This is a genomic window from Clostridium sp. D46t1_190503_E9 (genome assembly GCF_015555225.1).
In the GTDB taxonomy this organism is placed as follows: Bacteria; Bacillota; Clostridia; order Clostridiales; family Clostridiaceae; genus Clostridium.
In genome coordinates this window covers 153,257-178,198 of the sequence record NZ_JADNKB010000009.1, presented here as the reverse complement: position 1 = coordinate 178,198, position 24,942 = coordinate 153,257, and the positions used below count along the sequence as shown (strand labels likewise).

Annotated in this window: 24 protein-coding genes and 1 riboswitch; of the genes, 16 read left to right on the top strand and 8 right to left on the bottom strand. The window is 28.5% G+C overall.

What is annotated here, in order from left to right; all coding sequences use genetic code 11:
* Positions 1 to 69: 69 nt before the first annotated feature.
* Positions 70 to 1,677, bottom strand: a complete 1,608-nt coding sequence (locus I2E83_RS12050) for a sigma 54-interacting transcriptional regulator (RefSeq protein ID WP_195266168.1) — start codon at positions 1,675 to 1,677, stop codon at positions 70 to 72.
* Positions 1,678 to 1,926: 249 nt separating this feature from the next.
* On the opposite strand from I2E83_RS12050, the gene I2E83_RS12045 reads away from it, so the two are divergent.
* Genes I2E83_RS12045 through I2E83_RS12030 form a run of 4 tightly spaced genes read left to right on the top strand, consistent with a single transcriptional unit; the run spans position 1,927 to position 5,070 of the window.
* Positions 1,927 to 2,889: a N(4)-(beta-N-acetylglucosaminyl)-L-asparaginase gene (locus I2E83_RS12045; RefSeq protein WP_195266158.1), complete on the top strand. Its 963-nt coding sequence runs from the start codon at positions 1,927 to 1,929 to the stop codon at positions 2,887 to 2,889.
* Positions 2,890 to 2,905: 16 nt separating this feature from the next.
* Positions 2,906 to 3,514, top strand: coding sequence for a copper homeostasis protein CutC (locus I2E83_RS12040; RefSeq protein WP_195429994.1), 609 nt, complete (start codon positions 2,906 to 2,908; stop codon positions 3,512 to 3,514).
* A gap of 30 nt (positions 3,515 to 3,544) precedes the next feature.
* The gene (locus I2E83_RS12035; RefSeq protein WP_195429992.1) at positions 3,545 to 4,732 is read left to right on the top strand and encodes a malic enzyme-like NAD(P)-binding protein; all 1,188 of its coding nucleotides are present in this window, start codon (positions 3,545 to 3,547) and stop codon (positions 4,730 to 4,732) included.
* A gap of 23 nt (positions 4,733 to 4,755) precedes the next feature.
* Positions 4,756 to 5,070, top strand: a complete 315-nt coding sequence (locus tag I2E83_RS12030; RefSeq protein ID WP_195266143.1) for a PTS lactose/cellobiose transporter subunit IIA — start codon at positions 4,756 to 4,758, stop codon at positions 5,068 to 5,070.
* Positions 5,071 to 5,283: 213 nt separating this feature from the next.
* Here I2E83_RS12030 and I2E83_RS12025 read toward each other — a convergent pair whose 3' ends face one another.
* From I2E83_RS12025 to I2E83_RS12015, 3 genes are all read right to left on the bottom strand, one after another.
* The gene (locus I2E83_RS12025; protein WP_195429990.1) at positions 5,284 to 7,332 is read right to left on the bottom strand and encodes a GEVED domain-containing protein; all 2,049 of its coding nucleotides are present in this window, start codon (positions 7,330 to 7,332) and stop codon (positions 5,284 to 5,286) included.
* Between the two features lie 607 nt (positions 7,333 to 7,939).
* Positions 7,940 to 8,797: a DUF11 domain-containing protein gene (locus I2E83_RS12020; protein WP_195429988.1), complete on the bottom strand. Its 858-nt coding sequence runs from the start codon at positions 8,795 to 8,797 to the stop codon at positions 7,940 to 7,942.
* Between the two features lie 462 nt (positions 8,798 to 9,259).
* Positions 9,260 to 10,000, bottom strand: a complete 741-nt coding sequence (locus I2E83_RS12015) for an NAD-dependent protein deacylase (RefSeq protein ID WP_195429986.1) — start codon at positions 9,998 to 10,000, stop codon at positions 9,260 to 9,262.
* A 174-nt stretch (positions 10,001 to 10,174) separates the two neighbouring features.
* Between I2E83_RS12015 and I2E83_RS12010 the strand changes: the two genes are divergently transcribed.
* The 7 genes from I2E83_RS12010 (at position 10,175) to I2E83_RS11985 (ending at position 14,460) form a co-directional block, all read left to right on the top strand.
* Complete coding sequence (locus tag I2E83_RS12010; protein WP_195430016.1) at positions 10,175 to 10,945, top strand: sugar phosphate isomerase/epimerase family protein; 771 nt, start codon at positions 10,175 to 10,177, stop codon at positions 10,943 to 10,945.
* 89 nt (positions 10,946 to 11,034) lie between these two features.
* Entirely contained in the window at positions 11,035 to 11,178 is a 144-nt protein-coding gene (locus I2E83_RS18250) for a hypothetical protein (protein WP_347708062.1), read from the top strand.
* A 7-nt stretch (positions 11,179 to 11,185) separates the two neighbouring features.
* On the top strand, positions 11,186 to 11,488 hold the full coding sequence (locus tag I2E83_RS12005) for a GyrI-like domain-containing protein (RefSeq protein WP_347708063.1): 303 nt from the start codon (positions 11,186 to 11,188) through the stop codon (positions 11,486 to 11,488).
* A gap of 252 nt (positions 11,489 to 11,740) precedes the next feature.
* Positions 11,741 to 12,508, top strand: coding sequence for a GNAT family N-acetyltransferase (locus I2E83_RS12000; protein WP_195429984.1), 768 nt, complete (start codon positions 11,741 to 11,743; stop codon positions 12,506 to 12,508).
* Between the two features lie 152 nt (positions 12,509 to 12,660).
* Positions 12,661 to 13,521, top strand: coding sequence for an AraC family transcriptional regulator (locus I2E83_RS11995; protein WP_195429982.1), 861 nt, complete (start codon positions 12,661 to 12,663; stop codon positions 13,519 to 13,521).
* A gap of 216 nt (positions 13,522 to 13,737) precedes the next feature.
* Positions 13,738 to 13,926 (top strand): hypothetical protein, encoded by a 189-nt coding sequence (locus tag I2E83_RS11990; protein WP_195266120.1) that lies wholly within the window; start codon positions 13,738 to 13,740, stop codon positions 13,924 to 13,926.
* A gap of 33 nt (positions 13,927 to 13,959) precedes the next feature.
* A complete protein-coding gene (locus tag I2E83_RS11985; RefSeq protein WP_195429980.1) occupies positions 13,960 to 14,460 on the top strand; it encodes a DNA topology modulation protein in 501 nt (166 codons plus the stop codon).
* A gap of 37 nt (positions 14,461 to 14,497) precedes the next feature.
* Here the strand turns inward: I2E83_RS11985 and I2E83_RS11980 are convergent, their stop codons facing one another.
* From I2E83_RS11980 to I2E83_RS11965, 4 genes are read right to left on the bottom strand one after another with little or no spacing between them, the layout of a single operon-like run.
* On the bottom strand, positions 14,498 to 14,965 hold the full coding sequence (locus I2E83_RS11980; RefSeq protein ID WP_195266116.1) for a gamma-glutamylcyclotransferase family protein: 468 nt from the start codon (positions 14,963 to 14,965) through the stop codon (positions 14,498 to 14,500).
* The gene (gene pcp, locus I2E83_RS11975) at positions 14,965 to 15,606 is read right to left on the bottom strand and encodes a pyroglutamyl-peptidase I (RefSeq protein WP_195429978.1); all 642 of its coding nucleotides are present in this window, start codon (positions 15,604 to 15,606) and stop codon (positions 14,965 to 14,967) included. Before pcp ends, I2E83_RS11980 begins: the two co-directional genes overlap by 1 nt.
* A gap of 22 nt (positions 15,607 to 15,628) precedes the next feature.
* Positions 15,629 to 16,558: a DUF979 domain-containing protein gene (locus tag I2E83_RS11970; RefSeq protein WP_195429977.1), complete on the bottom strand. Its 930-nt coding sequence runs from the start codon at positions 16,556 to 16,558 to the stop codon at positions 15,629 to 15,631.
* A gap of 9 nt (positions 16,559 to 16,567) precedes the next feature.
* On the bottom strand, positions 16,568 to 17,233 hold the full coding sequence (locus I2E83_RS11965; protein WP_195429975.1) for a DUF969 domain-containing protein: 666 nt from the start codon (positions 17,231 to 17,233) through the stop codon (positions 16,568 to 16,570).
* A gap of 1,218 nt (positions 17,234 to 18,451) precedes the next feature.
* On the opposite strand from I2E83_RS11965, the gene I2E83_RS11960 reads away from it, so the two are divergent.
* From I2E83_RS11960 to I2E83_RS11940, 5 genes are all read left to right on the top strand, one after another.
* Positions 18,452 to 20,149 carry a PTS transporter subunit EIIC gene (locus I2E83_RS11960; protein ID WP_195266108.1) on the top strand — a complete coding sequence of 566 codons (1,698 nt, stop codon included), beginning with the start codon at positions 18,452 to 18,454 and terminating at the stop codon, positions 20,147 to 20,149.
* A gap of 307 nt (positions 20,150 to 20,456) precedes the next feature.
* Positions 20,457 to 21,410 (top strand): metallophosphoesterase, encoded by a 954-nt coding sequence (locus tag I2E83_RS11955; RefSeq protein WP_195266106.1) that lies wholly within the window; start codon positions 20,457 to 20,459, stop codon positions 21,408 to 21,410.
* Between the two features lie 163 nt (positions 21,411 to 21,573).
* Positions 21,574 to 22,581, top strand: a complete 1,008-nt coding sequence (locus I2E83_RS11950; RefSeq protein WP_195429973.1) for a homoserine dehydrogenase — start codon at positions 21,574 to 21,576, stop codon at positions 22,579 to 22,581.
* A 172-nt stretch (positions 22,582 to 22,753) separates the two neighbouring features.
* Positions 22,754 to 23,338, top strand: coding sequence for a 5-formyltetrahydrofolate cyclo-ligase (locus I2E83_RS11945; RefSeq protein WP_195429971.1), 585 nt, complete (start codon positions 22,754 to 22,756; stop codon positions 23,336 to 23,338).
* Positions 23,339 to 23,384: 46 nt separating this feature from the next.
* Positions 23,385 to 23,503: riboswitch (SAM riboswitch) on the top strand.
* A gap of 117 nt (positions 23,504 to 23,620) precedes the next feature.
* Positions 23,621 to 24,904, top strand: a complete 1,284-nt coding sequence (locus tag I2E83_RS11940) for an O-acetylhomoserine aminocarboxypropyltransferase/cysteine synthase family protein (RefSeq protein WP_195266100.1) — start codon at positions 23,621 to 23,623, stop codon at positions 24,902 to 24,904.
* Positions 24,905 to 24,942 lie beyond the last annotated feature (38 nt).

The window sequence follows — 24,942 nt, the reverse complement described above, 5'->3', positions numbered from 1 at the left end:
CACCTAGTAAGAATAATTAAATCTTATTAGGTGCTTTTTATTTTGAAAATCTAAAAATTAATTCGCAATTTATAGTTTAGAGGTATCCAATTTATTAATGCAGTAAATAGTAAATGTCATTAAGAAAATAAATTCTAAGTCAGATAAATTTATATTATATGTTTTTTCAATTAAAGATTTAATTTCCATAGTTAATGGATAGTAATCTTTGTAAATAGATTTTAGTTTATTCAATGAAGGCAAAGTGGAGTAATCCATAAGGTCGATTCTATCATAAATCATATCAATATGGATGTTAAAGAAAGTTTTAAAATCACTATTAGAAAGTTTTTCATTTATCTTATCATCTAATTCTAATAGTTTAGATAATAGTTCACTATATGCTGATTGTTCAAAATTGAAATTATAATTAGCCTTATTTTCAATTACTGAATCTATATATTTAGTAAAATAATTAATAATTAAATTTGTACAATTTTCTTTATGATGTATAGCACTATCTATATTATTTATAAAATCTTTGTAGCTTGATAAAATCATATGTTTTTGTTTTAAAAATGAATGACTTGTTATCTCGGTATTTTTATCATAAATAAAGTATCCATCTACTGAATTAAGAGATTCAATAAGTAGTTTTTCTCGATCTAAAGGATTATTAAGAGCTCTCTTAATATCTAAAGGCAAATCTGGACTATTAATTTTTATATGCTTTTTATTATTTATAAAATACTCGGAATAAGCATTAGCAACAGCAAGAATAATGTCATTTTTTAATTGTCCAACATTATATGGACAATCATATGACAATAAACATAACATTGAGTTTTTTGATACAAGCACAGGTTTATCTAGCTTTATACTTTCTTCTTTAATAAAAGATTCTATTAAAGTCAATCGCTCTTCTAAAAGTCTTTCATTTAAATCAGGTAAATTTATCTTTATAGGAATTCTTCTTATAAATGTATCTAATAATGATGAATTTATATCTTTATTAGTAGCGCATATTATACGAGCGGAAGATTTAATTCTTTTAGATACTTCTCCTAATCTCTTGAAGTATCCAGTATCCATAAAGACAAATAGCATTTCTTGGCCTTCATTTGGAAGATTATGAATTTCATCTAAGAATAAAATCCCTCCGTTTGCTTCTTCTATTAATCCAGGTCTATCTTCGTTAGCGCCAGTATATGTACCTTTTTTTACTCCAAATAATTGAGCACTTAGTAATTGAGTATTACTTGAATAGTCTGAACAGTTAAAATGGATAAAGGGCATATCTTTTGTATCATCTAAAGAATTAGCATATTCATGCATAAGCTTTGCTAGCATGGATTTACCAACCCCTGTATCTCCAATTATTAAGGAGTTCATACCATTTGGAGGGTATAATATTGCAGTTTTAGCTAATTTAATTGCAGGGGCAAGTGAGGGATATAAATAACTAAGCCTATCCATAGAAGATTTTTTAGAAAAATCAGTAGCGTTGGGGTTATTAAAAAAATATTTTACTGGACGGCTATTATTTTTAAATAGTTTTCCTTTCTTTAATAATATATTTAAATCTTTACTTACATTTGAACGTTCTAAATTAAGGTATTTACTTATATCTAAAGTGGTTATACCATCACCATTATCAAGTTTTTTGACAGTATTATAAATTAAATCTACTCTTTTCATAAATGATCCCTTCTGATAAGTTTATTATTTGTATAAAAGATTTATTTAATTTGTATTATTATTATTAAAAATATTAAGTTACTGTATTAAAAGTAAGTTAAATTATTGATATATGTATCATTTTACAATACACTTATATGAAAAGGCAATTGATAATTATAATATTCTCTAAAATACCAGTTACATAAAATGTTGGCATAGATATTGCTTTTAATAATTTCATAGTTAATTGAATTGGAGGAGAGACTTATGAAATATGCAATGATAGCAACGTGGAGAATGGCAGTCGAAGGAATAACTAGTTCAGCAGAATTGTTGATAAATGGAAAATCAGCAGGAGATGCAATAGAAAATGCAATAAAAATGGTAGAAGACTTCCCTTTTTATAAATCTGTAGGGTATGGCGGATTACCAAATGAAGAGTGTGAAGTTGAGTTAGATGCAGCTTATATGGATGGTGATTCCCTTTCAATTGGTGCTATAGCTGGAATCAAAGATTTTAAGAATCCAATTAGTATAGCAAGAAAATTAAGCAATGAGCAAGTGAATTGCTTTTTACAGGGGGTAGGTGCAGAAGCATTTGCTCATAAAAATGGTTTCGAAAGAGTTAATATGCTTACAGATAGAGCAAAATTGCATTATGAAAAGAAAAGAAGAGAAATAGCAAAAGAGGGATTAAGTCCATATGATGGACATGATACAGTTGGAATGGTAGCACTTGATTCTAATAAAAAAATGGTAGCAGGAACATCAACTAGTGGTCTATTTATGAAGAAAAAAGGAAGAGTAGGGGATTCACCATTATCTGGTTCAGGTTTCTATGTAGATAGTGAAGTTGGAGGTGCTACTGCAACAGGACTTGGAGAAGATTTAATGAAGGGCTGTATATCTTATGAGATAGTAAGATTAATGAAAGAAGGGCATCATCCTCAAGAAGCAGCTGATATGGCAGTTGAAAAATTAGATAAAGAGCTTATAAGAAGAAGAGGTAAGGCTGGTGACTTATCAGTAGTAGCATTAAATAATAAAGGAGAATTTGGAGTTGCAACAAATATTGAAGGTTTCTCATTCTCATTAGTTACAGAAGATTTAGAGCCAACAGTTTATGTGTGTAATAAACAAGAAAATGGCAAAACTACTTATGAAGTAGCAAGTCAAGAGTGGTTAGATGCATATTTAAAAAGAATTAAATCGCCTATAACATTTGACTAATATAAGGAGTAAATTTATGAATATATATGAAGCTTGTGTTGGAAATTACAATGATGCTGTTAGAGCTGAAGCTTTAGGAGCTAATAGAATAGAGCTTTGTGATAACCTTTTAGAAGACGGAACTACACCTAGTTTTGGAACAATTAAAAAGGCTGTAAAAAATTTAAATATTCCAGTAATGGTTATTATAAGACCAAGAGGTGGAAACTTCGAGTACTCTGAAGATGAAGCTGATATCATGATACAAGATATTAAAGTATGTAAAGATTTAGGTGCATACGGTGTAGTAATAGGAGCCTTAAAAGGAAATACAATAGACCTAGACTTAACTAAAAAAATGGTAGAAGAGGCTAAGCCAATGAAAGTAACATTCCATATGGCCTTTGATAGTATTGATGATAAAAAATCTGCAATTGATGATTTAGTAAAGCTTGGAGTAGATAGAATATTAACTAAGGGTGGATGTGAAAATGCTTTAGCTGGTAAAGATAAGCTTAAAGAGTTAGTTGACTATGCTAAAGATAGAATAATAATTATGCCTGGAAAGGGTGTTAATAAAGATAATAGAGATTATATCTTAGAATATACTGGAGCTAAAGAAATTCATGGGACTAAAGTTGTTTAGTGTTAGCTAAAAGAAAGAAGGGGGATATATTTGAATATATATGAGGAATCTTTAAAGTATCATAAACAAGCAAAAGGTAAGTTTGAAATAACTTCAAGGGTATCTATAGAAAATGAAAAAGATTTAAGCTTAGCATATACTCCTGGTGTTGCAGAACCTTGTAGAGAAATACATAAAGATCCAGAAGCTGCATATGTGTACACAAGAAAGTGGAATACAGTAGCTGTTGTATCTGATGGTACTGCAGTTTTAGGCTTAGGAGATATTGGACCTTTAGCAGCATTACCAGTAATGGAAGGGAAAAGTATATTATTTAAAAACTTTGCTGATGTAGATGCATTTCCATTAGTATTAGATACAAAGGATACAGATGAAATAGTTGAAACAATAGTTAGAATAGCACCTACTTTAGGTGGAGTAAATCTTGAAGATATATCAGCACCAAGATGTTTTGAAATAGAAAAAAGGCTAAAAGAGAAGTTAGATATACCAGTATTTCATGATGATCAGCATGGTACAGCAATAGTTGTTTTAGCAGCTTTAATAAATTCATTAAAAATAGTAAATAAAAAATTAGAGGATTTAAAAGTTGTTGTTAATGGAGATGGGTCAGCAGGTAGTGCTATTACTAGATTATTATTATCATCAGGAATAAGAAATTTGATAGTTTGTGGCAAAGATGGAGCAATATATAGAGGCATGAACTATCATAATGAATCAATAAAAGAATTAGCGGATAAGACTAATCCTAATAATGAAAAAGGGATGTTAAGTGAAGTTATTAATGGAGCAGATTTATTTATTGGCGTATCAGTTGGAAATGTTTTAACTAAGGACATGGTATCAAAAATGAATAAAGATTCTATAGTATTTGCTATGGCAAATCCTATTCCAGAGATTTTCCCAGAAGAGGCAAAAGAAGCTGGAGCAAGAATAGTTGGGACAGGAAGATCAGATTATTCAAATCAAATAAATAATGTATTAGCTTTCCCAGGAATATTTAGGGGAGCACTAGATGTTAGGGCAAAAGAAATAAATGAAGAGATGAAAATTGCAGCTGCTTATGCTATAGCAAATTTTGTTTCAATAGAAGAGTTAAGTGAAGAAAAAATTCTTCCAAAGGCATTTGAAAAAGGTATTGGGGCAGCAGTAGCAGAGGCTGTAAAAAAATCAGCAGTAGAAACTAAAGTAGCAAAAGTATTAAAAGTGCAAAAATAGATAAATAGTGGAGGATGGAATAAATGGATAATTTAGAATTAGTATCATTTCAATTAATTAGTAATGTAGGAGAAGCAAGATCAGCTTTATTTGAAGCTATGAGAGCTGCAAGAGAAGAATGCTTTGAAGAAGCAGATAAATTAGTAATGGATGCTGAAGATTCATTAATAAAAGCACATGAATCACATAGTTCTCTAATCATGCAAGAAGCATCAGGAGATAAAGTGCAAATATCATTACTTTTAATGCATGCAGAAGATCAATTAATGACAACAGAACTTTTAAAAGGAATGGCAAAGGAAGTTATTTTAACTCATAAAAAGTATTCAAACAAATAATAATTGAATATGAAGTTAAGTTTTTATAAAATCTCATTATTAATGAAAAGCATATGATTGAGAAATTACACTAAATTTAAATAATTTAATTAAGGAGACTATAGTAAGTAAACCAGGAAATAATTTGACTTACTATAGTCTCTTATATTATTAAAGAGAATATCTTACTAAGAACTGATATTATATTTTTGAATTTGAAGTAGGAAATCTAATTTATTTAACCTTTGTAATAATTGTAATAATAGCTGTACCATTTAATGGATTCAAGGTGCCTATGTTTATTCCTTTTGTTAATTCATTTTCAGAAAAATATATAGGCTCTTCTTCACCATTAATATAACTGCCAGATTGAAATTCAAGTTTATCGGATATAACATCTTTAAATATAACATTGTCTGCAGAGGTATTACTATTATTGGCTAGTGTGATAGTATAGGTTAATAAGTCACCAGGAAAAACGGATTCTTTATCGGCTGACTTCTTAAAATTAATATAAGGGACAACTGCTGTTGTTAAAAAATAGTCCTCAACTTCTCCGTCAATGGCAGGGGTGTAAGTAGTTAATGATCTTGGATCTTCATCATCCCTTTGTATATTTTTCGGAAGAGATAATTCTTCAGTAGTTAAGCGTAAGCGTATATATGTGTTGTCATAGATAGTAGAATATCCAGTAGGCCTTGTAAATTCAACAGAAACTATTTGTGGAGTTGAACTGCTAGGTACGTCATATACAGAGGCTTCACTTAGGCTAAATATACCATCAGTATTAAAATCTAGCCAAGCGTATAATTTGGCTGGGTAAAGAGTGTTATTATAGCATTTTACATCTATTGCATATTTAGTTGAAGAGTTATTTATATATGGTAGAGGATAAGATATACCATCATTATCAATAACTGTTGCTCCAATAATGGCATCTGGTTCAGAGTACACAATATTTCCGATGTAAATATCTTTAGAAATAGCATGCTTTGGACCATTACTGGACTCATAGGATTTATAGGAAGCTGTATTTAATTCAGATGTCTCTGGAGCATTTCCATAATCATATGAACATTCTGCTTCGGAACAATTTGCACCATCTCCATTTGTTGGAATAGGAGTTATTGTTGATATTAGAACTAGAGTTTTGATATCTGTATCATTAAGATTTACTTCATATACTTTTCCTGTGCCAGAAGATAAATAAATAAAGCCTGTATCATAACCATATATTTTTGCCATTGTTCTAGAGTCTTGAGAAGAATAATCTGTTATTGCAGTAATATCTGTTTCTAATAAATTACCAGTTAGTGTATTATTTGCTAGGTTTACATCGATTTCTATAATTTTATCAATATCTGCATAAGAATTTAAATCTTTATCAACATAAGAATATAACTTTTTAGTTGTATTATTAAATACCCAATCTGCTATTGTATAACTTCCATTAGTATAAGAAGATGAACCAAAATTGAGCATTTTCATTGAATTTATATACAAATAATTTAGACTTGTTGGATTTAGATTAATTGTATAAAAGTACCTAGATGAGATGCTAGGAGCGTTAATAAATGCGATATAATATATTCCATTATTATCAAATGACCCAATACTCATACTTACTGGTGCCCATGAATTATTAGTAGTACTGTTTATAATTGTATTAATTTTACTTATATTATAATCACCATCTATTCTATATAATCCTGTAGCAGGCATAGTAGCAGAAGGTGAAGTCATTGAATAGAGTATATTTTCTTTAATATTATAGCCTAAAGCATTCAATCTTTCAGGGTACTTTGCAACTGCTTGATTTTTACCATTATGAATATCTAATTCAATAAGTTCAGAATAAGTAGTATTATTAGGGTTAGTTACTAGAAATCCCTTGCAATGACATCTGACTTTTTTATATATGCTATGGCCAAAATATACAGTCATACTTGCATTATAATTAGCGGTAAAAATAAATTTTCTTGGGGTAGTAGAAGTAGTTGAATACCAAATGTCATTAGTTAATTTAGGTTGCTGAGCTATGAAAGAATTAAAATATTCTTTAGAGTAATTACCACTTATATTTTCACATGTCTCATAAATTGTATATTTGTTTCCATATTCTAAGTTGCTAAATGTAGTATATCCAGTTTCATTAGTTTGTTGAGATATGCAAGTTCCATCGCTAGATTTAAGTGTTACATATATACCTGATAATCCAATATCTGTGGATTCGAATGTACCAGATTTATTTACATCATTAAAAACATAAACTATTAAATTCATTGTTACACCATCCTATAAATGTAAATAATTTATATAATTTTTACTATGATACTTTAGAAAGTAATTTAAAATTTATATATCTTTAAGTAAAAATAGCTGAATGAATTGTTCTTTTGATATAATTGCCGCAAGGATCAAAGCAATGAAAATCTACTTCGATGAAAGAGATTACTTTAGGAGGTATAAAGCTTTGTTTCATCAAAGTTATAAATGAAAATCTTAAACTAGAATTAAGATTTATATAAGGTATAAAACAAGTTAATTCATTTGAAATAAGGGTTTTCTTTTTATCAATACAAAAGCTATTATATAAATACTTAGAATTACGAGGTATAAATATTTTTATTTTTACATCATATAAAGGGAAATTATTATTATTAAAAAGTTTATAGATGTTACAATATTGACAGCAACAGCATATGTTTTGGAGGCAGCATTTGTAACAACTATCAAGATTAATATTTAAGGGATAAACTATTGTTTTAACATCATTAGTAGGAATATTGTATTCTTTATATGAAGATGTTTTTTTATTATAAATTTTATAATTTATATAAGCTTGATTAGTTAATATAGATTTTTCTTTCAAAATACTACCTCCTTTAAATTAAATTGTGCAATTATGACTTCCGGTTATTGTTGCAGTTAACTTCTTTCCAGGTTTAATACTAAGGTTAGTAGTCAATGTTCCTGACTCATCTTTTTCTGAAATAGTTAATGTATGGGTATTAGAGTCATATTCAGCATTATATTGATCTGTGGTAAGTTGTGTACCATCATTTATAATAACTATCTTAGATAAATCAGGAGTAAAGTTATCAGGTAAATTATCAACAATGCTTACATCTGTCGCAACTTGATCACCAGTATTTTCAAATTCTAGATTATAAGAATAAGTTTGTCCACACAAAATTGAATCAGGGCCTGTTTTGGTTGCTGTCACAGTAGTCTCAGTATAATATAAAGTTATATCAACTGGATTAGATTCTGTACCTGCTTGGCTTGGATCTTCTGCATAATTTACTAGAGCTTTATTAGATAAAAGAGTCCCAATTGGAATATCATTATTAAAAATTAATGCATAATGAAGTTCAAGTGTTGATTCAGCTGCCAAAGATGGAACTGTTATTTTAATTTCGTTGATTCCAGTTGCTTCATTTGGATAAGTTGAATTTTCAGTATCATAAGTAAAAGATTGATCTACATATGATACATCATCTAGCGTTACTTTATCTTGAATAACTAGATTGGTAAAATCAGTTGAGCTATGATTTACTAATAAAATGTCATATATAACTGTACGATCTTTTCCTACGGTTCCTGTATCTTTAATTACTCCATCTTGCACAGTATATGCTTTTTTAGTTACGGCTAATAATGGTTCTACATAAGTTGTAACAGGATAACTGCTTGAAGTAGTATTATTATAATTAATTGTGGCCTGATTTGTAATAATATTTGCCATAGATAAGCTCCCTTCTAAGTGTGTTTTTAAGCTAAATATAATTTAGTATATTCATTGTAAGAAAAAAGAGTTACTTTAGGTTAAAAAATGACATATTATATCAAATGATAGTATTTAAATTGTGAAGTTGTAGGGAAATAACTTTTATACTAACCTAAGATGATTCAGTAAAATATAAATTTATATAAAAAGTATAAAAAATAAATATTAATCTTATGTTGCTTTTGCAGGTTAAAAATTTCTAAAAAAATTCATCTTTATGTATATTTAAATATTAGATAAAAATTTATATTTGAACTAAAAAAATTCCTATAAGCAAGGAAAATCAATGCTTTAAAAGGGGCTCGCGAAACGCGAGCCCCTTTAGAATAATAAGAAATTAACTGTTCTAAGGCAATAAATCTTACTTAAAATTGAATAAATAAAATTCTAAACAAAATATATTTCTACGATAGAATTATTTTAAAATATATTATTAATAACTTTATTCAATACCTCACCAATAGAATCATTAATAACTAAATTAGCTTTTCTGTCAGCAGAAGTAGAGGTTTTATTAATTAAAACAAGATTTTTACCTCTAAAGTAATCTATAAGTCCAGCAGCAGGATAAACAACAAGAGAAGTTCCACCTATGATTAAAGTATCTGCTTCAGAAATTGCTTTAATCGAACCTCTAATTACATTATCATCTAAGCCTTCTTCATATAAAACCACATCAGGCTTAACTCTTCCACCACATTTAGTACAAATAGGCACACCTGTAGATTCTAGTATAAACTTTTCATCATAAAATGCATTACAACTACTACAGTAATTTCTTAAAACAGACCCATGTAATTCAAAAACATTCTTGCTTCCAGCAGCTTGATGAAGTCCATCTATATTTTGAGTTATAACTGCTTTTAATTTCCCCATTTCTTCAAGCTTAGCTAATGCAATATGAGCTTTATTAGGCTTAGCTTCAGGATAAATTAGCTTTGCTTTATAAAAGTTAAAAAACTCTTCAGGATATCTGATATAAAAGCTATGAGAAACTAATTGTTCAGGAGTAAAAGTTATATTAAGCTTTTCATTAAAAAGACCGTTAGAACTTCTGAAGTCGGGGATTCCTGATTCAGTGCTCACCCCAGCTCCTCCAAAGAAAACTATATTATTACTTTCCTTAAGTATTTGAGATAGTTTATCTATTTTATTTTCCATTAAATCATCTCCAATGTTATTTAGATTAATTATAACATACTAGAATTAAATCAAAAACGCAAATTCCATTTATTGCAAGATTAAGGTGAGGATGATAAGATAAAAATAAAAAAGTATACAGTGTATTTATAAACAATGTATATTGAGATTTTGAGTTAGTGGGGGATAATAGTGATGATAAGTATATATGATTGGTTTGGATATGAAGTTCCAATTGAGGATAGATACAAACTAATAAAAGCAGCAGGTTTTGATGGCGTGTTACTATGGTGGAGTAATGGATTTGGACGTGGAGCTGATTATCGAGATGGTGTGCAGTATGCTAGAAATGCAGGATTGATTATAGAAAATATTCATACGCCTGTGCAAGAACAAAATAAGCTTTCACTTGATAATTTGGATGGAGAAGGGCTAATTAAGTGTTATTTACAATGCATTAAAGATTGTGCAGAATTTGATATACCAACTATGGTAGTACACTTGCCTGACGATAAATATCCAATTAATGAATTAGGAATGGAAAGAATTAAAAGAATAGTGGAAAAGGCAGAGAAACTTAACATTAATGTTGCTATGGAAAACTTGAGGAATATTGATAACGTGACTCGTGTACTAGATCCTATTGATTCCAATAAAATAGGATTCTGTTATGATAGTTGCCATCATGAAAATTATTATAGTGAAAGAGATTTGTTAGGTAAATATGGAAAACGTTTAATGGCAATGCATCTTCATGATAATGGAGGAGTTAGAGGTCAACATCAGCTACCGTTTGATGGGAATATAAATTGGGAGAGAGTTATGGGGGAAATAGAAGGAAGTGGTTATAAGGGCGCAACTACTTTAGAGCCTATGAATTGGGGATATGAGTATCTATCAATGCAAGAGTTTCTTAGTAATGCATATAAAAAAGCAAAGAAATTAGAAGAAAAGAGAATTGGATAAAAACAATTTTAAAAGTTGCTTTGATTTCCATTTTAAAGTATGTTACATTGATTGTAGACCGGTCATATTTTAGAGAGGTAAGTGATTTTATGGAAATGAAGTTTGAAATTTTACCATCTTATAGTATTGCGTATATAAGGCAAGTTGGGCCTTATGGAGAAGATAATATGCAAGTAATGGAGGAAATAAAAACTTTGCTAGAAATGAAAATTTACTTGATGACGAGGCCATAGTTCTTGGATTACACAGGACAACCCTGAAGAAACTAAATCGGAAAAGTGCAGATATAATACATGGTTAGAAATTTTAGATGATATTAAAATAAATGATGAGCATATAAAAATGGGAAAAACAAGTGGGGGCAAATATGCTGTTTGTACTATAGATCATAAAGTAGAAGCAGTCCAAAGAGCATGGAATGAAATATTTTCTGTATTGTTTAATCGAGGTTATCAAATAGATATTTCAAGACCTATAATTGAAAGATATGCTTATAAAATGCTGAAGAATCATAAATGTGAAATTTGTGTTCCTATAAATTAAAGTTAAAATATAGAATATTAAAAAGTGCCTGATAGAAGGCACTTTTTCTTTTAATAATTAGTAAATGGTATTTTAAGGAAGAACATATTTTAGGGATATTCCTTTTATTGTAAGTTAAGGTTCATTATGTTATAATTCAGATAATTTTAAATTAGTATGGATATGTAATGAAGAATAATATGCTTCATTAATAAAGAATTACTATAAAGAACAAGTATCTATATAATCAATATTTTGAAGGAGAAAACAAAAATGACAAATAAAGAGTTATTAGCTATAGCAATGCAACAGTCAGCTATAGATGAAAATTGTGAACCAGAGGATTTTTGTAAAAGTGAAAATAAAGTTGTTATATCATCTGTAAATGAAGATGCTAGAAAATATTTGGATTTACCTTTTTATTGTAATTTAGTTTCTTATGGAAATAATATTGTGGCATCAGTAGATTCGGAAATTGCTGAAATTGTAGAAAGCTATATTAATAGATTTCCTATTGAACATTGTTTTGAAACTCCTAATATGTATGTCCTTAATGATGAACTATATAAAAGAGGAATGCAAATATGTTTTATGGCAGAATATTTTTTACCTGATATGAATGAAATTAAGAATTTAAAATGTGATTATGAAATGAAGATTTTAAATCAAAATGATTTTCAAAACTTATATACAGCAGAGTGGAGCAATGCTTTATGCAAAAAGCGTAAGCACTTAGATATTCTAGGAGTAGGAGCTTATGATGGAGATAAGTTAGTTGGGTTAGCAGGATGTTCTGCTGATTGCGATACAATGTGGCAAATTGGTATAGATGTATTACCTGATTATCGTAGGAAAGGAATTGCATCTGCGTTGACTAGTAAATTGGCGCTAGAAGTAATCAAAAGAGATAAAGTTCCTTTCTATTGTGCAGCTTGGTCTAATATTAAATCTGTTAGGAATGCAATGAAGAGTGGTTTTAGACCAGCATGGGTTGAAATGACTGCAAAAAGTATTAGTTTTGTTGCTGAAATGAATAAATAGATGAGCCAATTATGATATCCACAGATTATAAGAGAAATTTTTAGTTGATATAGTATGCTATATGAAAAATATTAGGTGGACAAAATTGAGCAAGCATAACTAGGAATTATAAATTTCAATACCTTACAATGAAAATAAGAGGTGAGAAAAAGATGGATTGCATTCAAAGTATTCAAAAAGCTATTGATTATATGGAAAATTATATTTTAGAAGATATTAATTATGAAGATGTAGCAAGGCATGTTTATATGTCAAACTATCATTTTCATAGGTTATTTAGCATGATTACAGGAATAACAGCTAACGAATATATAAGAAAGCGTAAGTTATCTATGGCTGGACAAGAAATTTCAATGTCAGATGCTAAAGTTTTAGATATTTCATTAAAGTATGGATATGACTCTCCAGAGAGTTTTTCAAAAGCATTTATGAGATTTCATGGAGTAACACCCAATATAGCTAGACGTTCTGGAATGGAATTAAAATCTTTTAATCGCCTTGTAATAAAAATTTCATTGGAAGGTGGAACAGTAATGGATTATAAGATTGTAAAAAAAGAAAGTTTTAAACTATTAGCAAAAGTAAAAGAATTTAAAGTTGAGTCAATTTCAGAAGATGATAACGAAGATATACCTAATTTCTGGAATGAATGTTCTAATAATGGAGTGTTTGATGTATTAAAGAGTAATACATCAAAGCATGATATTTATGGTGTATGTAAGCCTATATCTAAAGAAAGTGAATATTTTGGTTATGGAATTGCTATGAAATATGATGGTGGTAATATTCCAGAAGGATTTGCAGTATGGAGTGTAGAACCGACATTGTGGGGAGTTTTTAAATGTATAGGTGAAAATGGAGAATGTATAGGTGAAACGTGGAATAGAATATTTAATGAATTTTTGCCAAGTTCAGAATATACCATGTTAGATGATATTGATTTTGAATTTTACAAAGAAGAGAATAATACAAATTGTTTTTGTGAAATATGGATACCTGTTGAGAAGAAGTAAATAAAGTGGAGCTGGCGCATACTAACTATTTTATATTAAATGTATTTTTGCGACAGCTCCATTCAATTTTTATAGTTAAATCAGTTTTTGCTATATTATAAAAGTGCTAACAACACAAAATTATATGGATAAAAATGTATATTTGCGTGATATAATTATATAAATATATTATAGAAAAATAATATATTAGTGTATAAAAGGATGGTGGGGAATTATATGAAAAATAAAGAAAAGACATTATTATGTTTAACATGCTTTCTAGGAGGAGTTGTAGCTGGTTATTTAATTGCACCAATTAAGAAGGGAATTTATTTTGGAAATAACTGTGGCAATCATGTTAGAAGTATTGAGGAATTAAAAGAAGTAATGGATAACAGCATAGAAGAAAATGAGAATACAAAATAAATATATTATAATATACGCAGGAGATAAATAGATATGGATAAAGTTATAATTATTGGATGTGGGGGAAGTGGTAAATCTACATTAGCTAGAAACTTATCTAAGAAAATTAATTTACCAGTTGTTCATCTTGATAAGATATTTTGGAAAGAAGGATGGGTAAATATATCAAGGGAAGAGTTTAATACGTTACTTAAAGAAGAATTAAAAAAAGATAAATGGATAATAGAGGGCAACTATGATAGAACAATAAAGGAAAGATTAAGAATGTGTGACACTGTAATCTATTTAGATTATTCAAGAATAACTTGTCTATTTGGTGTTATTAAAAGAGTTTTATCTAGTTACGGTAAAGTTCGTCCAGATATGGCAGATGGGTGCCCTGAAAGATTTGATTTAGAATTTTTAAAGTGGATATGGAATTTTAATAAGGAACATAGAGATAAGTTTTACAATATTCTTCAAGAAGAAAAAGACAAGCAGATATACATATTTAAAAATAGAAAAGAATGCAACGAATTCGTAAAAAACTTATAAAGAAGAATAAAAAAAACTCAGCATATAGCTGAGTTTTTTATATAAATTCTTTTACTTTTTCACTTTTTAATTCTTTTATTTCCTTAAGCATGTATTCCTTCCAATCACCATTTTCAATATAAATAGCTTCATCTTGGAATTTTGTATCTATATCCTTATTATAGAAATAAGAGTAACAATCTTCAAAGCTTTCATCATCAGTTAATTTAACTTTTACAACTTTTCTTGAGTATTCATTATTTGGATTTCCTTCACCTAAGAAGCCTTCCATCTCATCCATAGGTTTAAGTGTTGAATCATAATTTATAAGCTCAACAACTTCACCTACTATAGTGCTTTTTCCAGGTAATACGGCAGGATATCCCTTGTAAGGCATATGATATAATTCAAAGCCGCTTATTTCAGCAGGTCTTATAGAATTTATCTTTCCTTTTAAATAAAGATCATAGTTAAAAAAGCCTTCTCTTAAACTACCATATACGAAGATATTTAGTTTTTTACTCATTAGCAAATAGCTCCGCCTACAGCTTTTATATCTGATGAATTTTCTATGATAGCTTTGATACTAAATTCTAATCCTTTAGATATATCTTCAATAGACATGGATGGCATATTAGGCTTTGTAGTTACTTGAGCTGGAATATAAGGAACGTGTATAAATCCACCTCTTATATTTGGATACTTTTTATCAATTAAATATAATATCCCATACATAACATGATTGCATACAAAAGTTCCAGCTGTATTAGATACAGAAGCTGGTATCCCATTGTCCACCATTTCTTTAACCATTGACTTTATAGGAAGGTTTGAGAAGTAAGCAGCTTCACCGTCTTCAAAAATAGATATATCAATTGGCTGATTACCTTCATTATCTTTTATTCTTGCATCATCTATATTAATTGCAACTCTTTCAGGAGTAACTCCAAATCTTCCACCAGCTTGTCCAACGGATATAACAACATCAGGATTATGTTTTATTATATTTTCTTCAATTGTTTCTAGAGATTTTCTAAATACAGTTGGAATTTCTAATTTTATTATTTCATTATCTAAAATGGTATCAGGTAATTTTTTTACAGCTTCTAATGCTGGATTTATATTTTCTCCACCAAATGGGTCAAACCCTGTAATTAATATTTTCATTTAAAAAGCCTCCTTTTAAAAGTTAAAATGCTAAGAAGTACATAAGTGGTATATGAATTGCAAGTAATACAATTGCAAATACAGCTTGAGCCTTTATAACAGCATTCTTATCTTTAGTTTCTAATAAAGCTACTGGCAAAACATTAAAGTTTGCAGCCATAGGTGTTAGTAATGTGCCGCAGAAACCAGCAGTCATAGCTAATGTTGATGCAATTATAGGATTTCCACCTTGAGCAAATACAAAAGGTACTCCTATACCAACTGTTATAACTGAAAATGCTGCATAGGCATTTCCCATAATTGCTGTAAATATAGCCATTCCTATACAATAAGCACTTATTCCAAGGAGTATGTTTCCTTCAGGAATAACGCTTGAAATCATATTTGATATAATATCGCCAACACCAGCAGCAGTAAATAAGGTTCCAAGAGCAGCTAGAAGTTGAGGTAATATTGCAGTAGCACCTACAGATTGAAATGTTCTGTTACTATCTTCAACAAATTCATTAGGTTTAGCCTTTGTTATTATGAATGTTGAGATTAAAGCAACCATTGCAGCAATACCAATAGCAGTTACCCCTGAAATTGGTGTAAATTGGGCAATAACTAAAGCAACTAAGGCTATAATCAATGATGGAATAAATATTTTTATTCCTATTTCATTTGCTTTTAAGTTTGCAAAAGTTGTATCTAATTGCTTGATTGTTCCAATGTTTATTTGATTAAATGCAGCTAATATACCTATAACAACAATAAGTAATCCAGTTATAATTGAAGGAAGTGCTTCACCTAATATAAATATAACTCCAAGTATTCCCCAAAAAAGAGCAGTACCGTACTTAGTTTTATGATTTTTATCTTTTAATGTAAACATCATAGTAAGTAGGAAGAATAAGCCTACTATGATATAGAATATTTCCAATAATGTATTTGAAAAAGTATTAATATCCATAAAGTTTACCTACCTATTTTTATATTTTTTAGCAAGTTTTTTGTCTAGATAATAGTTTTGAATAACTCCTAAAATGAAAGCTATTATAGCAATTGGAATTGAGGCTTTAGCAATTTGTAACGTGTCAACATTATATCCTAAAGTTTCTAGAGTACCTGCTATAAGTAGAACACCTGAGTTTGCTAAAAATACATTTTGTCCAAAGAAGTTACCATAGTTATCAGCTGCAGCAGCGTGAGCTTTTATTAAGTCTTCATCTTCTTCATCTAATTCGCCATATTTTGAAATTGCAGCTCCTTGAGCCATTGGATTAATTAGAGGTCTTACAAACTGAGGATGTCCACCAAGTTTAACAGCCATTGCAATAGATATTTCTCTAATAAATAAATATCCAGATATAATTTTCCCAGTAGATAAGCCCTTTACATTTTTTATAAGCATTGTTGCTTTTTCTTTTAATCCATATCTTTCACATATTCCTATAATAGGAAGAGTCAGTAAAAATAAAGACATTTCTCTTTTTTGAACAAAGGTTTGTCCTAAAGTGGTAAGGATTTCTGAAAAGCTCATACCAGAAACTAATCCAGTTACTAATCCAGATGCAATTACAACAGCAATAGTATTAAATTTTAATGCAAGTCCTATAATTATTATTAATATTCCTATTAAAGCCATGTTTATCGAATCCTTTCGAAATTTGTAATCAATTATTTTTTTAATAATTATACAATCAAATTCGTATAAAATCCATAGAAAAATTTGATAATTAATATTTAATAATGATATAAAATTAATAAATATACAGTAAAAATTATGAATGTTAACAAAATGTTAATAAATTCATTTTGAAATTTGTATAAGTAAAATAGGGATTAATACTAAGGTATCGATAGGATTACTAAGAGAGATGACTGCAGTTAAAATTCTAAAGAAGTAGTAATATTTAAGAATTTGTAAAATATTATTGAATTTTAATAATAAGGATGATTTTATTATTTATTTTACATATAAAAGTAGAATAAAAAAATAGTATGAATAGATTTTTGAAATCTACATACTATCTTGTGTATTTATAAAATTTTATTATAAGCTAGTACAATAAATTAAGAAAAATAGAAAAGATGTTAATAATAAAATAATTGACAAATCTATTCTTAAAGAACTTGCATTTTTAGTGTTATTTTCCAAAGTATCACCTCATTTAATTTATATCCAAGTTTATGAAGATTTAAACATATGGGAGAAAATTAATTTAATAATAAAGTATAAAACCATTTTAAACTTTTTTTAAAACATCATAACTAATAAGATAACATAAGAATTGGAATTATTGTGGGGGATGGAGCATATAGTATTAAGTAAGCATGCTGATATAATTAAAAATTATAAATCATAGAAAGAACAAGAAAATATAAGATTTTCACAGTTGGTAAATGATTACAAGGTGTAATTGTCTAAAAGAAAAAAATTCAATTTATAATGAGGTTAGTGTTTTATTTATAAATTATTTATAATAATAAAGTAACAAGGAGTTGGTTTTATGAGTAGACAAACTAAAGATTTGAATCAATATAAGTTACTAAATAGTATAATTAACAAATTAATAGAAAAAAATAAAATGATAAAAAATTAAAAAAACATTTACATTTAAATTTAAATATGATATTATAATTACATAATTAAATACGTAGTGTGTTACTGGTTATGCAGGCAAGGACTAAGAATATTATAGATATAGCTATATCTATAAGGTTTTGGTCCTTTTTTTATTTTTTTTTATACTATTTTTAAAATTATTCATAACTAAATAAATATATGGCAATAATAAGTTGGAAGTAACACATACTACTGTAGTAATTTATTTTATTATATAAATTAAGGAGGAATTATAAGATGCTACAACAATTACAAAGAATCGGTAAAGCTATCATGCTTCCAATAGCAGCTTTACCAATTGCAGGGATTTTACTAGGCGTTGGTGGTGCTTTATTAGGTATATCAGGATTATCTAATCCACCAGCAGTATATCAACCATTAATAGCATTTGTTAATATTCCTGTAGTTACAGCAATATTAACAATAATGAAAAACGTAGGGGATATTATATTTGGAAACCTACCTTTACTATTTGCAGTAGGTGTTGCGGTTGGACTTGCTAAAAAAGATAAGGGAACTGCAGGATTAGCTTCAATATTTGGTTTCATAGTTATGAACCAAGTTATATCTTCAATGTTAGCATTAGGATTAACTCAATTAGGAGTAGTTACTCCAGATGCAGTTGGTGAATATGGTACTTATGTTACTACTAACTTAGGTATATTTACATTAAATATGTCAGTGTTTGGTGGTATCATCACAGGTATAGTTACAGCAATATTACACAATAAATATCATACAATACAATTACCACAAGTTATTGGATTCTTCTCAGGATCAAGATTTGTACCAATAGTAACTTCTTTAGCTATGGCAATAGTTGGTGCTTTATTAGCATTTATTTGGCCAGTAGTTCAAAATGGTATAGGAGTGCTTTCAGAATTAGTTAGAAATGCAGGTGCTATCGGAACATTCTTCTATGGAGTTATTGAAAGAGCATTAATTCCATTTGGATTACACCACGTATTCTATACACCATTCTGGTATGGTTCATTCGTTGAAGGACAAATATTAGTAGATGGTGCATGGCAAACAGTTGCAGGAGCTAATACAGCTTACTTTGCTCAATTATCAAGCATGAGTAGCTTAGTTGGAGCTTCAACAGCAGATATGTCAACAGTAGTTGCAGGTACTACAAGATTTATGGCTGGTAAATTCCCATTCATGATGTTTGGTCTTCCAGCAGCAGCTTTAGCTATGTATAAGACAGCAGCTCCAAGCAAGAAAAAAGCTGTTGGTTCATTATTAGCATCAGCTGCAGTTACAGCATTACTTACTGGTATTACTGAACCAATCGAATTTACATTCTTATTCGTTGCACCAGTATTATATGGAGTTCACTGTGTATTAGCTGGTTTATCATTCATGTTAATGGATATACTTAATGTATTTATTGGTATGACATTCTCAGGTGGATTAATAGACTTTACATTATTCGGATTATTACCAGCAGGAGCAGGAGTTCCTACTCATTGGTTAAGATTAATATTAGTTGGTATAGTTTATGCAGTAGTTTACTACTTCTTATTCTTATTCTTAATTAAGAAGTTTAACTTAAAGACTCCAGGTAGAGATGAAAGCGAAGAAGAAGTTAAGCTTTATTCAAAAGCTGATTATCAAGAAAAAGCAGGTATTCCTCAAGCTGATATAAATGAAAAGTCTGGCAACAAGAAAGCTGGAAAGAACAATGAAATAGTTGAAAAAGCTCCAGCAGTTTTAGCAGCTTTAGGTGGAGAAGAAAATATAGTTAGCGTTGATGCTTGTATAACTAGATTAAGAGTTGAAGTTAAAGATAAAGCTAACGTAAATAAAGATGAATTAAAAGCTTTAGGTGCAGCTGGTGTAGTTGAAGTTGGTAACGGAATTCAAGCTATATTTGGTGCTAAAGCAGATGCATACAAGAATGAAATTAAAAACATCTTAGATATAGATTAATATTTAGTGTATATAGTTTTTAATTAAAATATAAAATCGTTAATTCTTATAAATAGAATTAACGATTTTTTTTATTTATAGAAAAAAATTAACATAGTAAATTTAAATAAATACGTAATCTTTTAAAAAATATACTTAATTTAGGTATTAGACATTTTAGGAAATAAATGTTAAATTAAATATGTAAATGTTATGTTTATTTAGAGTTTGAAATTTTAAATTGTACATATGAATATTATAAAGTTTTTAGAAAAAAATAGATTTAATTAGTATTTTAGACTTAACTTTAAAGTAAGAGGTGATTAAAATGAAAAGATTTAAATTAATTATTATTACAATCACAGTAATTCTTTTAGGAGCAATATATGCCATATATATTAATGAGTCTAAATTTAAGTTTGATGCTGCAACAGTAACATCGTCATCTAATGCGGACCTCTCTTTTGCTGTTTTAGGAGATGTTCATGAAAATATTAATCACCTTCAAGAAGCTATTAATGACTTATACACTATAAATCCTAAGATGGATGCATTGGTATTAAATGGTGATGCTGTTGATCAGGGCTTAGATGAACAATATAATTCAATGCAAAACACTTTAAATAAAAATAAGGATTTGTTACCAGAAATAATTATAAAAAATATAGGGAACCATGAATTTTTTGATTATAATATTGAAACAAATTCTAATGAGCAGGTTCAAAGCTTTATAAATAAATATTTGAAATTCTCAGGAGAAGAAAAAGTATATCATGATAAATGGGTGAATGGATATCATTTTATATCATTAGGGTCTGAAGATGGTAATTCTGAAACTATAAATTCAGTAACGGCCTCTATATCTGATGAACAATTAGAATGGTTTAAGGAAAAGTTAGCTGAGAATTATAAAAAAGGAAAACCGATATTTGTATTTCTTCACCAACACTTAGATTATGGAGAAAATTCATGGATTGGAACTAATAAAAGTGAAGAAATTAAACAGATATTATCTCAATATCCGGAAGTGATAATGTTTGCCTCTCATACTCATAGCAATTTAAATGAAAATAGTTTAGTTTTAAATAAACCTTTTACTATAGTAAATACAGGTGCAGTCCATTACACCATTATACCAGATTCAAATGAAGAAAAAGGCTACAAAAGAGAAACTGATTATATTAAAGGCGTTTATGTTGAGGTAAATGGTAATAATGTTACTGTTAAAGGAAGAGATATAAAGGAAAAACAATGGATATTTAGCACAGAAATATCAAATTAATATATTTACATATTAATAAATTAGTTTAAAAATAAATCTTTTGTTAGATATGTATAAGTTTAATTATGTCTAGGTAAATCTTTGGAGTAGGCAAACTTGTATATATCTATTTTTTTATCTAAAACGAATAATATATTATAATAGTATAAAGGGGGAAGAGAATATGGACATAGCTATAATAGGTTTTGGTGGAGTTAGTAAGGCTTTAATAAAACTATTAAATGATAAAAAGAAATATTTATACAATCTAGGAATTGATATAAAGGTTAAATATATAATAAAAAGTAATGGTGGAATTTATAATAATTTAGGAATAAATTTAAAAGAAATTATAAACAATAATTACAATTTAAATATTGAAGACTTTGAATTTAAGGAAGATATAAATATTAATACAATAATAAAAAATAAAGATATAGATATACTTGTAGAATTGACTAGTACTAATATAGAAACAGGTGAACCTGGTTTAACTCATATAAGTTTAGCCTTAAAAAACTCTATTAATGTAGTAACAGGGAATAAGGGGCCAATACTGTTACAATATAACAACTTAAAAAGGTTAGCCGACAAAAATAATGTAAAGCTTGGTATAGGATGTACAACTGGTGGAGCACTTCCATCTATAAATGTTGGAACATTTGATATAGCTGGAGCAGAAGTATTAGCAATTGAAGGGATATTAAACGGGACAAGTAATTATATTTTAACTGAAATGTATGAAAATGAAGTTGATTATAGTGAAGCATTGAACAAAGTAATATGTTTAGGAATAGCAGAAGCAAATTATAAGTTAGATGTAGAGGGATATGATACTGCATCAAAAATTTTAATATTAGCCAATGTTATTATGAATTCTTGCTTAACCATTGATGATATTGAAATAGAAGGAATAAGTTCGTTAGGTAAACACTTAATAATAAATGAAAAGAATAAAGATAATAAAATTAAGTTAATAGGGCGAGTATATAAAGAAAATAATAAAATAAAAGCATACGTAAAACCTGAGATAATAGATAAAAGTCATCCTTTATATTTTGTAGATGGTAAAAATAAAGGTGTGCTTTATAAGACTGATACTTTAGGGGACATTAGTGTAATTGGTGGTGCATCAGGAACAACAAATGCAGCTGCATCTATATTAAGAGACATAATAAATATAAATTGCTAATATAAGGGATACGATAAACTAGATATGTTCCATAAGATAAATAGCTGTGCAGGCATTGAATATTTAGTGAAGCTAGCTGAACTTAGTATAAAAATCGTAAAGTTAATAAATGTCATTAAGTTTAATTCGCAAAATATAATAAAGTAGCTAAAAATATATTTAGGAGAGAATTATGAATAAAGAAGAAAAGAGAGTTTTAAGAAATAAAATTTTAGAAATAAGAGATTCACTAGATAACAGTAAAAAAGAGATAATGGATACTAAGATATTTAATGAGTTAATAAATACAGAACTATATAAAAAAGCTAGTAATATATTTATTTACATAAGTTTTAGCAATGAAATAAATACAATAAATATAATAGAAAAGGCTTTTGAAGATAGAAAGAACGTTTTTATTCCCAAAGTATATAAAGATGAGAAATCTATGAAGGCAATAAAATTAAATTCTTTTGATGAGTTAAAGAAAAACTCAATGGGAATTTTAGAACCAATAGATGATTCTGATTATATTGAAAAAGAAAATATAGATTTAATAGTAGTACCTGGGGTTGTTTTTGATAATGAGTGTAACAGAATAGGATATGGTGGAGGATATTACGATAGATATTTAAATGAGATAAAATCTAAAGAAAATAAGATAGCATTAGCATATGATTTACAAGTAGTTGATAAAATAGAATGTGAAGCACATGATATTAAAGTAGACTATATAATCACGAATACTAGAATTATAAAAAATACAAATAATGGTTGAAAATTGGAAAATGTAGTGTATAATATATTATAATTGAATAAAAAAGACTTTATTAAGAATGGTGGAGGGACTGGCCCTGTGAAGCCTAGCAACCTACTGAGTATAAAATTATTTATAAATTAGTGTGGTGCTAAATCCTGCAAGCTGATGCTTGGCAAATGAGGTGTTTCATTAATCGTATTAGTGAATAGTTTAGTATATTTAGGTTGCTTCTTATTTTGAAGTAACTTTTTTTATTTTATAAAAAGCAATAAGCAATAATATTAAAAGGGGGATTTCAATATGGTAGGAAAGTGGAAAAAGGGAACAATATGTATTCAAGGAGGATATATACCAAAGGCTGGGGAACCTAGGGTATTACCAATATTTCAAAGTGCAACTTATAAGTATGATGATCCAGATAACTTAGAAAATCTATTTAACTTAGAAGCAGAGGGGCATTTATATAGTAGAATATCTAATCCTACAGTTTGTGCATTGGAAGAGAAGTTTGCTAAACTTCAAGGAGGAGTTGGAGCAGTAGCTGCATCCTCAGGGCAAGCTGCAGTATTATATTCAATATTAAATATATGTAAGGTTGGGGATCATATAATATCAGCATCATCTTTATATGGTGGAACAGTTAATTTATTTACAGTTAATCTTAAAAAAATGGGGATAGAGGTAACATTTGTTGACCCAGAAGCAAGTAAAGAAGAAATTATTTCATGTGCAAATGAAAATACTAAAGCAATATATGGGGAGACAATTGGTAATCCAGGACTAAATATATTAGATTTTGAGAAGTTTTCAGAGGTCGCAAAGGAATTAAAGATTCCATTTATAGTGGATAATACTGTAGGAACCCCATACTTATGCAATCCATTTGACCATGGAGCAAATATTGTAGTACATTCAACTACAAAATATGCAGATGGACATGCGCAAAGCATTGGAGGAATAGTAGTTGATGGAGGAAACTTTGATTGGGCAAATGGAAATTTTGAAGAATTTACATTACCAGATCCAAGTTATCATGGATTAAAATATGTAGAATCATTTGGAAATGCAGCATATATAACAAAGCTAAGAGTTACATTAGGACGAGATATTGGGGCATGTCAAAGTCCATTTAATGCTTATTTAACTAATTTAGGGTTAGAAACTCTTCATTTAAGAATGGAAAGACATTCACAAAATGCTTTAGAGTTAGCAAAATGGTTAGAAAAACATCCTAAAATAAATTGGGTTAACTATCCATATCTTGAAACTAGCTCACAATACGATAGAGCAAAAAAGTATTTAAATGGTGGAGGAAGTGGATTATTAACTTTTGGAATAAAGGGAGATATAGAGGCAGCAAAGAAATTTACAAAATCATTAAATTTAGTAGCATTAGTAGTCACTTTAGGAGATGTTAGAAGCTGTATTTTACATCCAGCAACCACTACACATAGTCAATTATCGAAGGAAGAACAAATAGCAAGTGGAGTAACACCAGATTTAATGAGAGTTTCAATTGGAGTTGAGGATATAAGAGATATAATTGCAGATTTTGAACAGGCACTAGATTCAATTAACGGTTAATAATAAATAATTAAAGATTTAATAAGTAATAATATTTT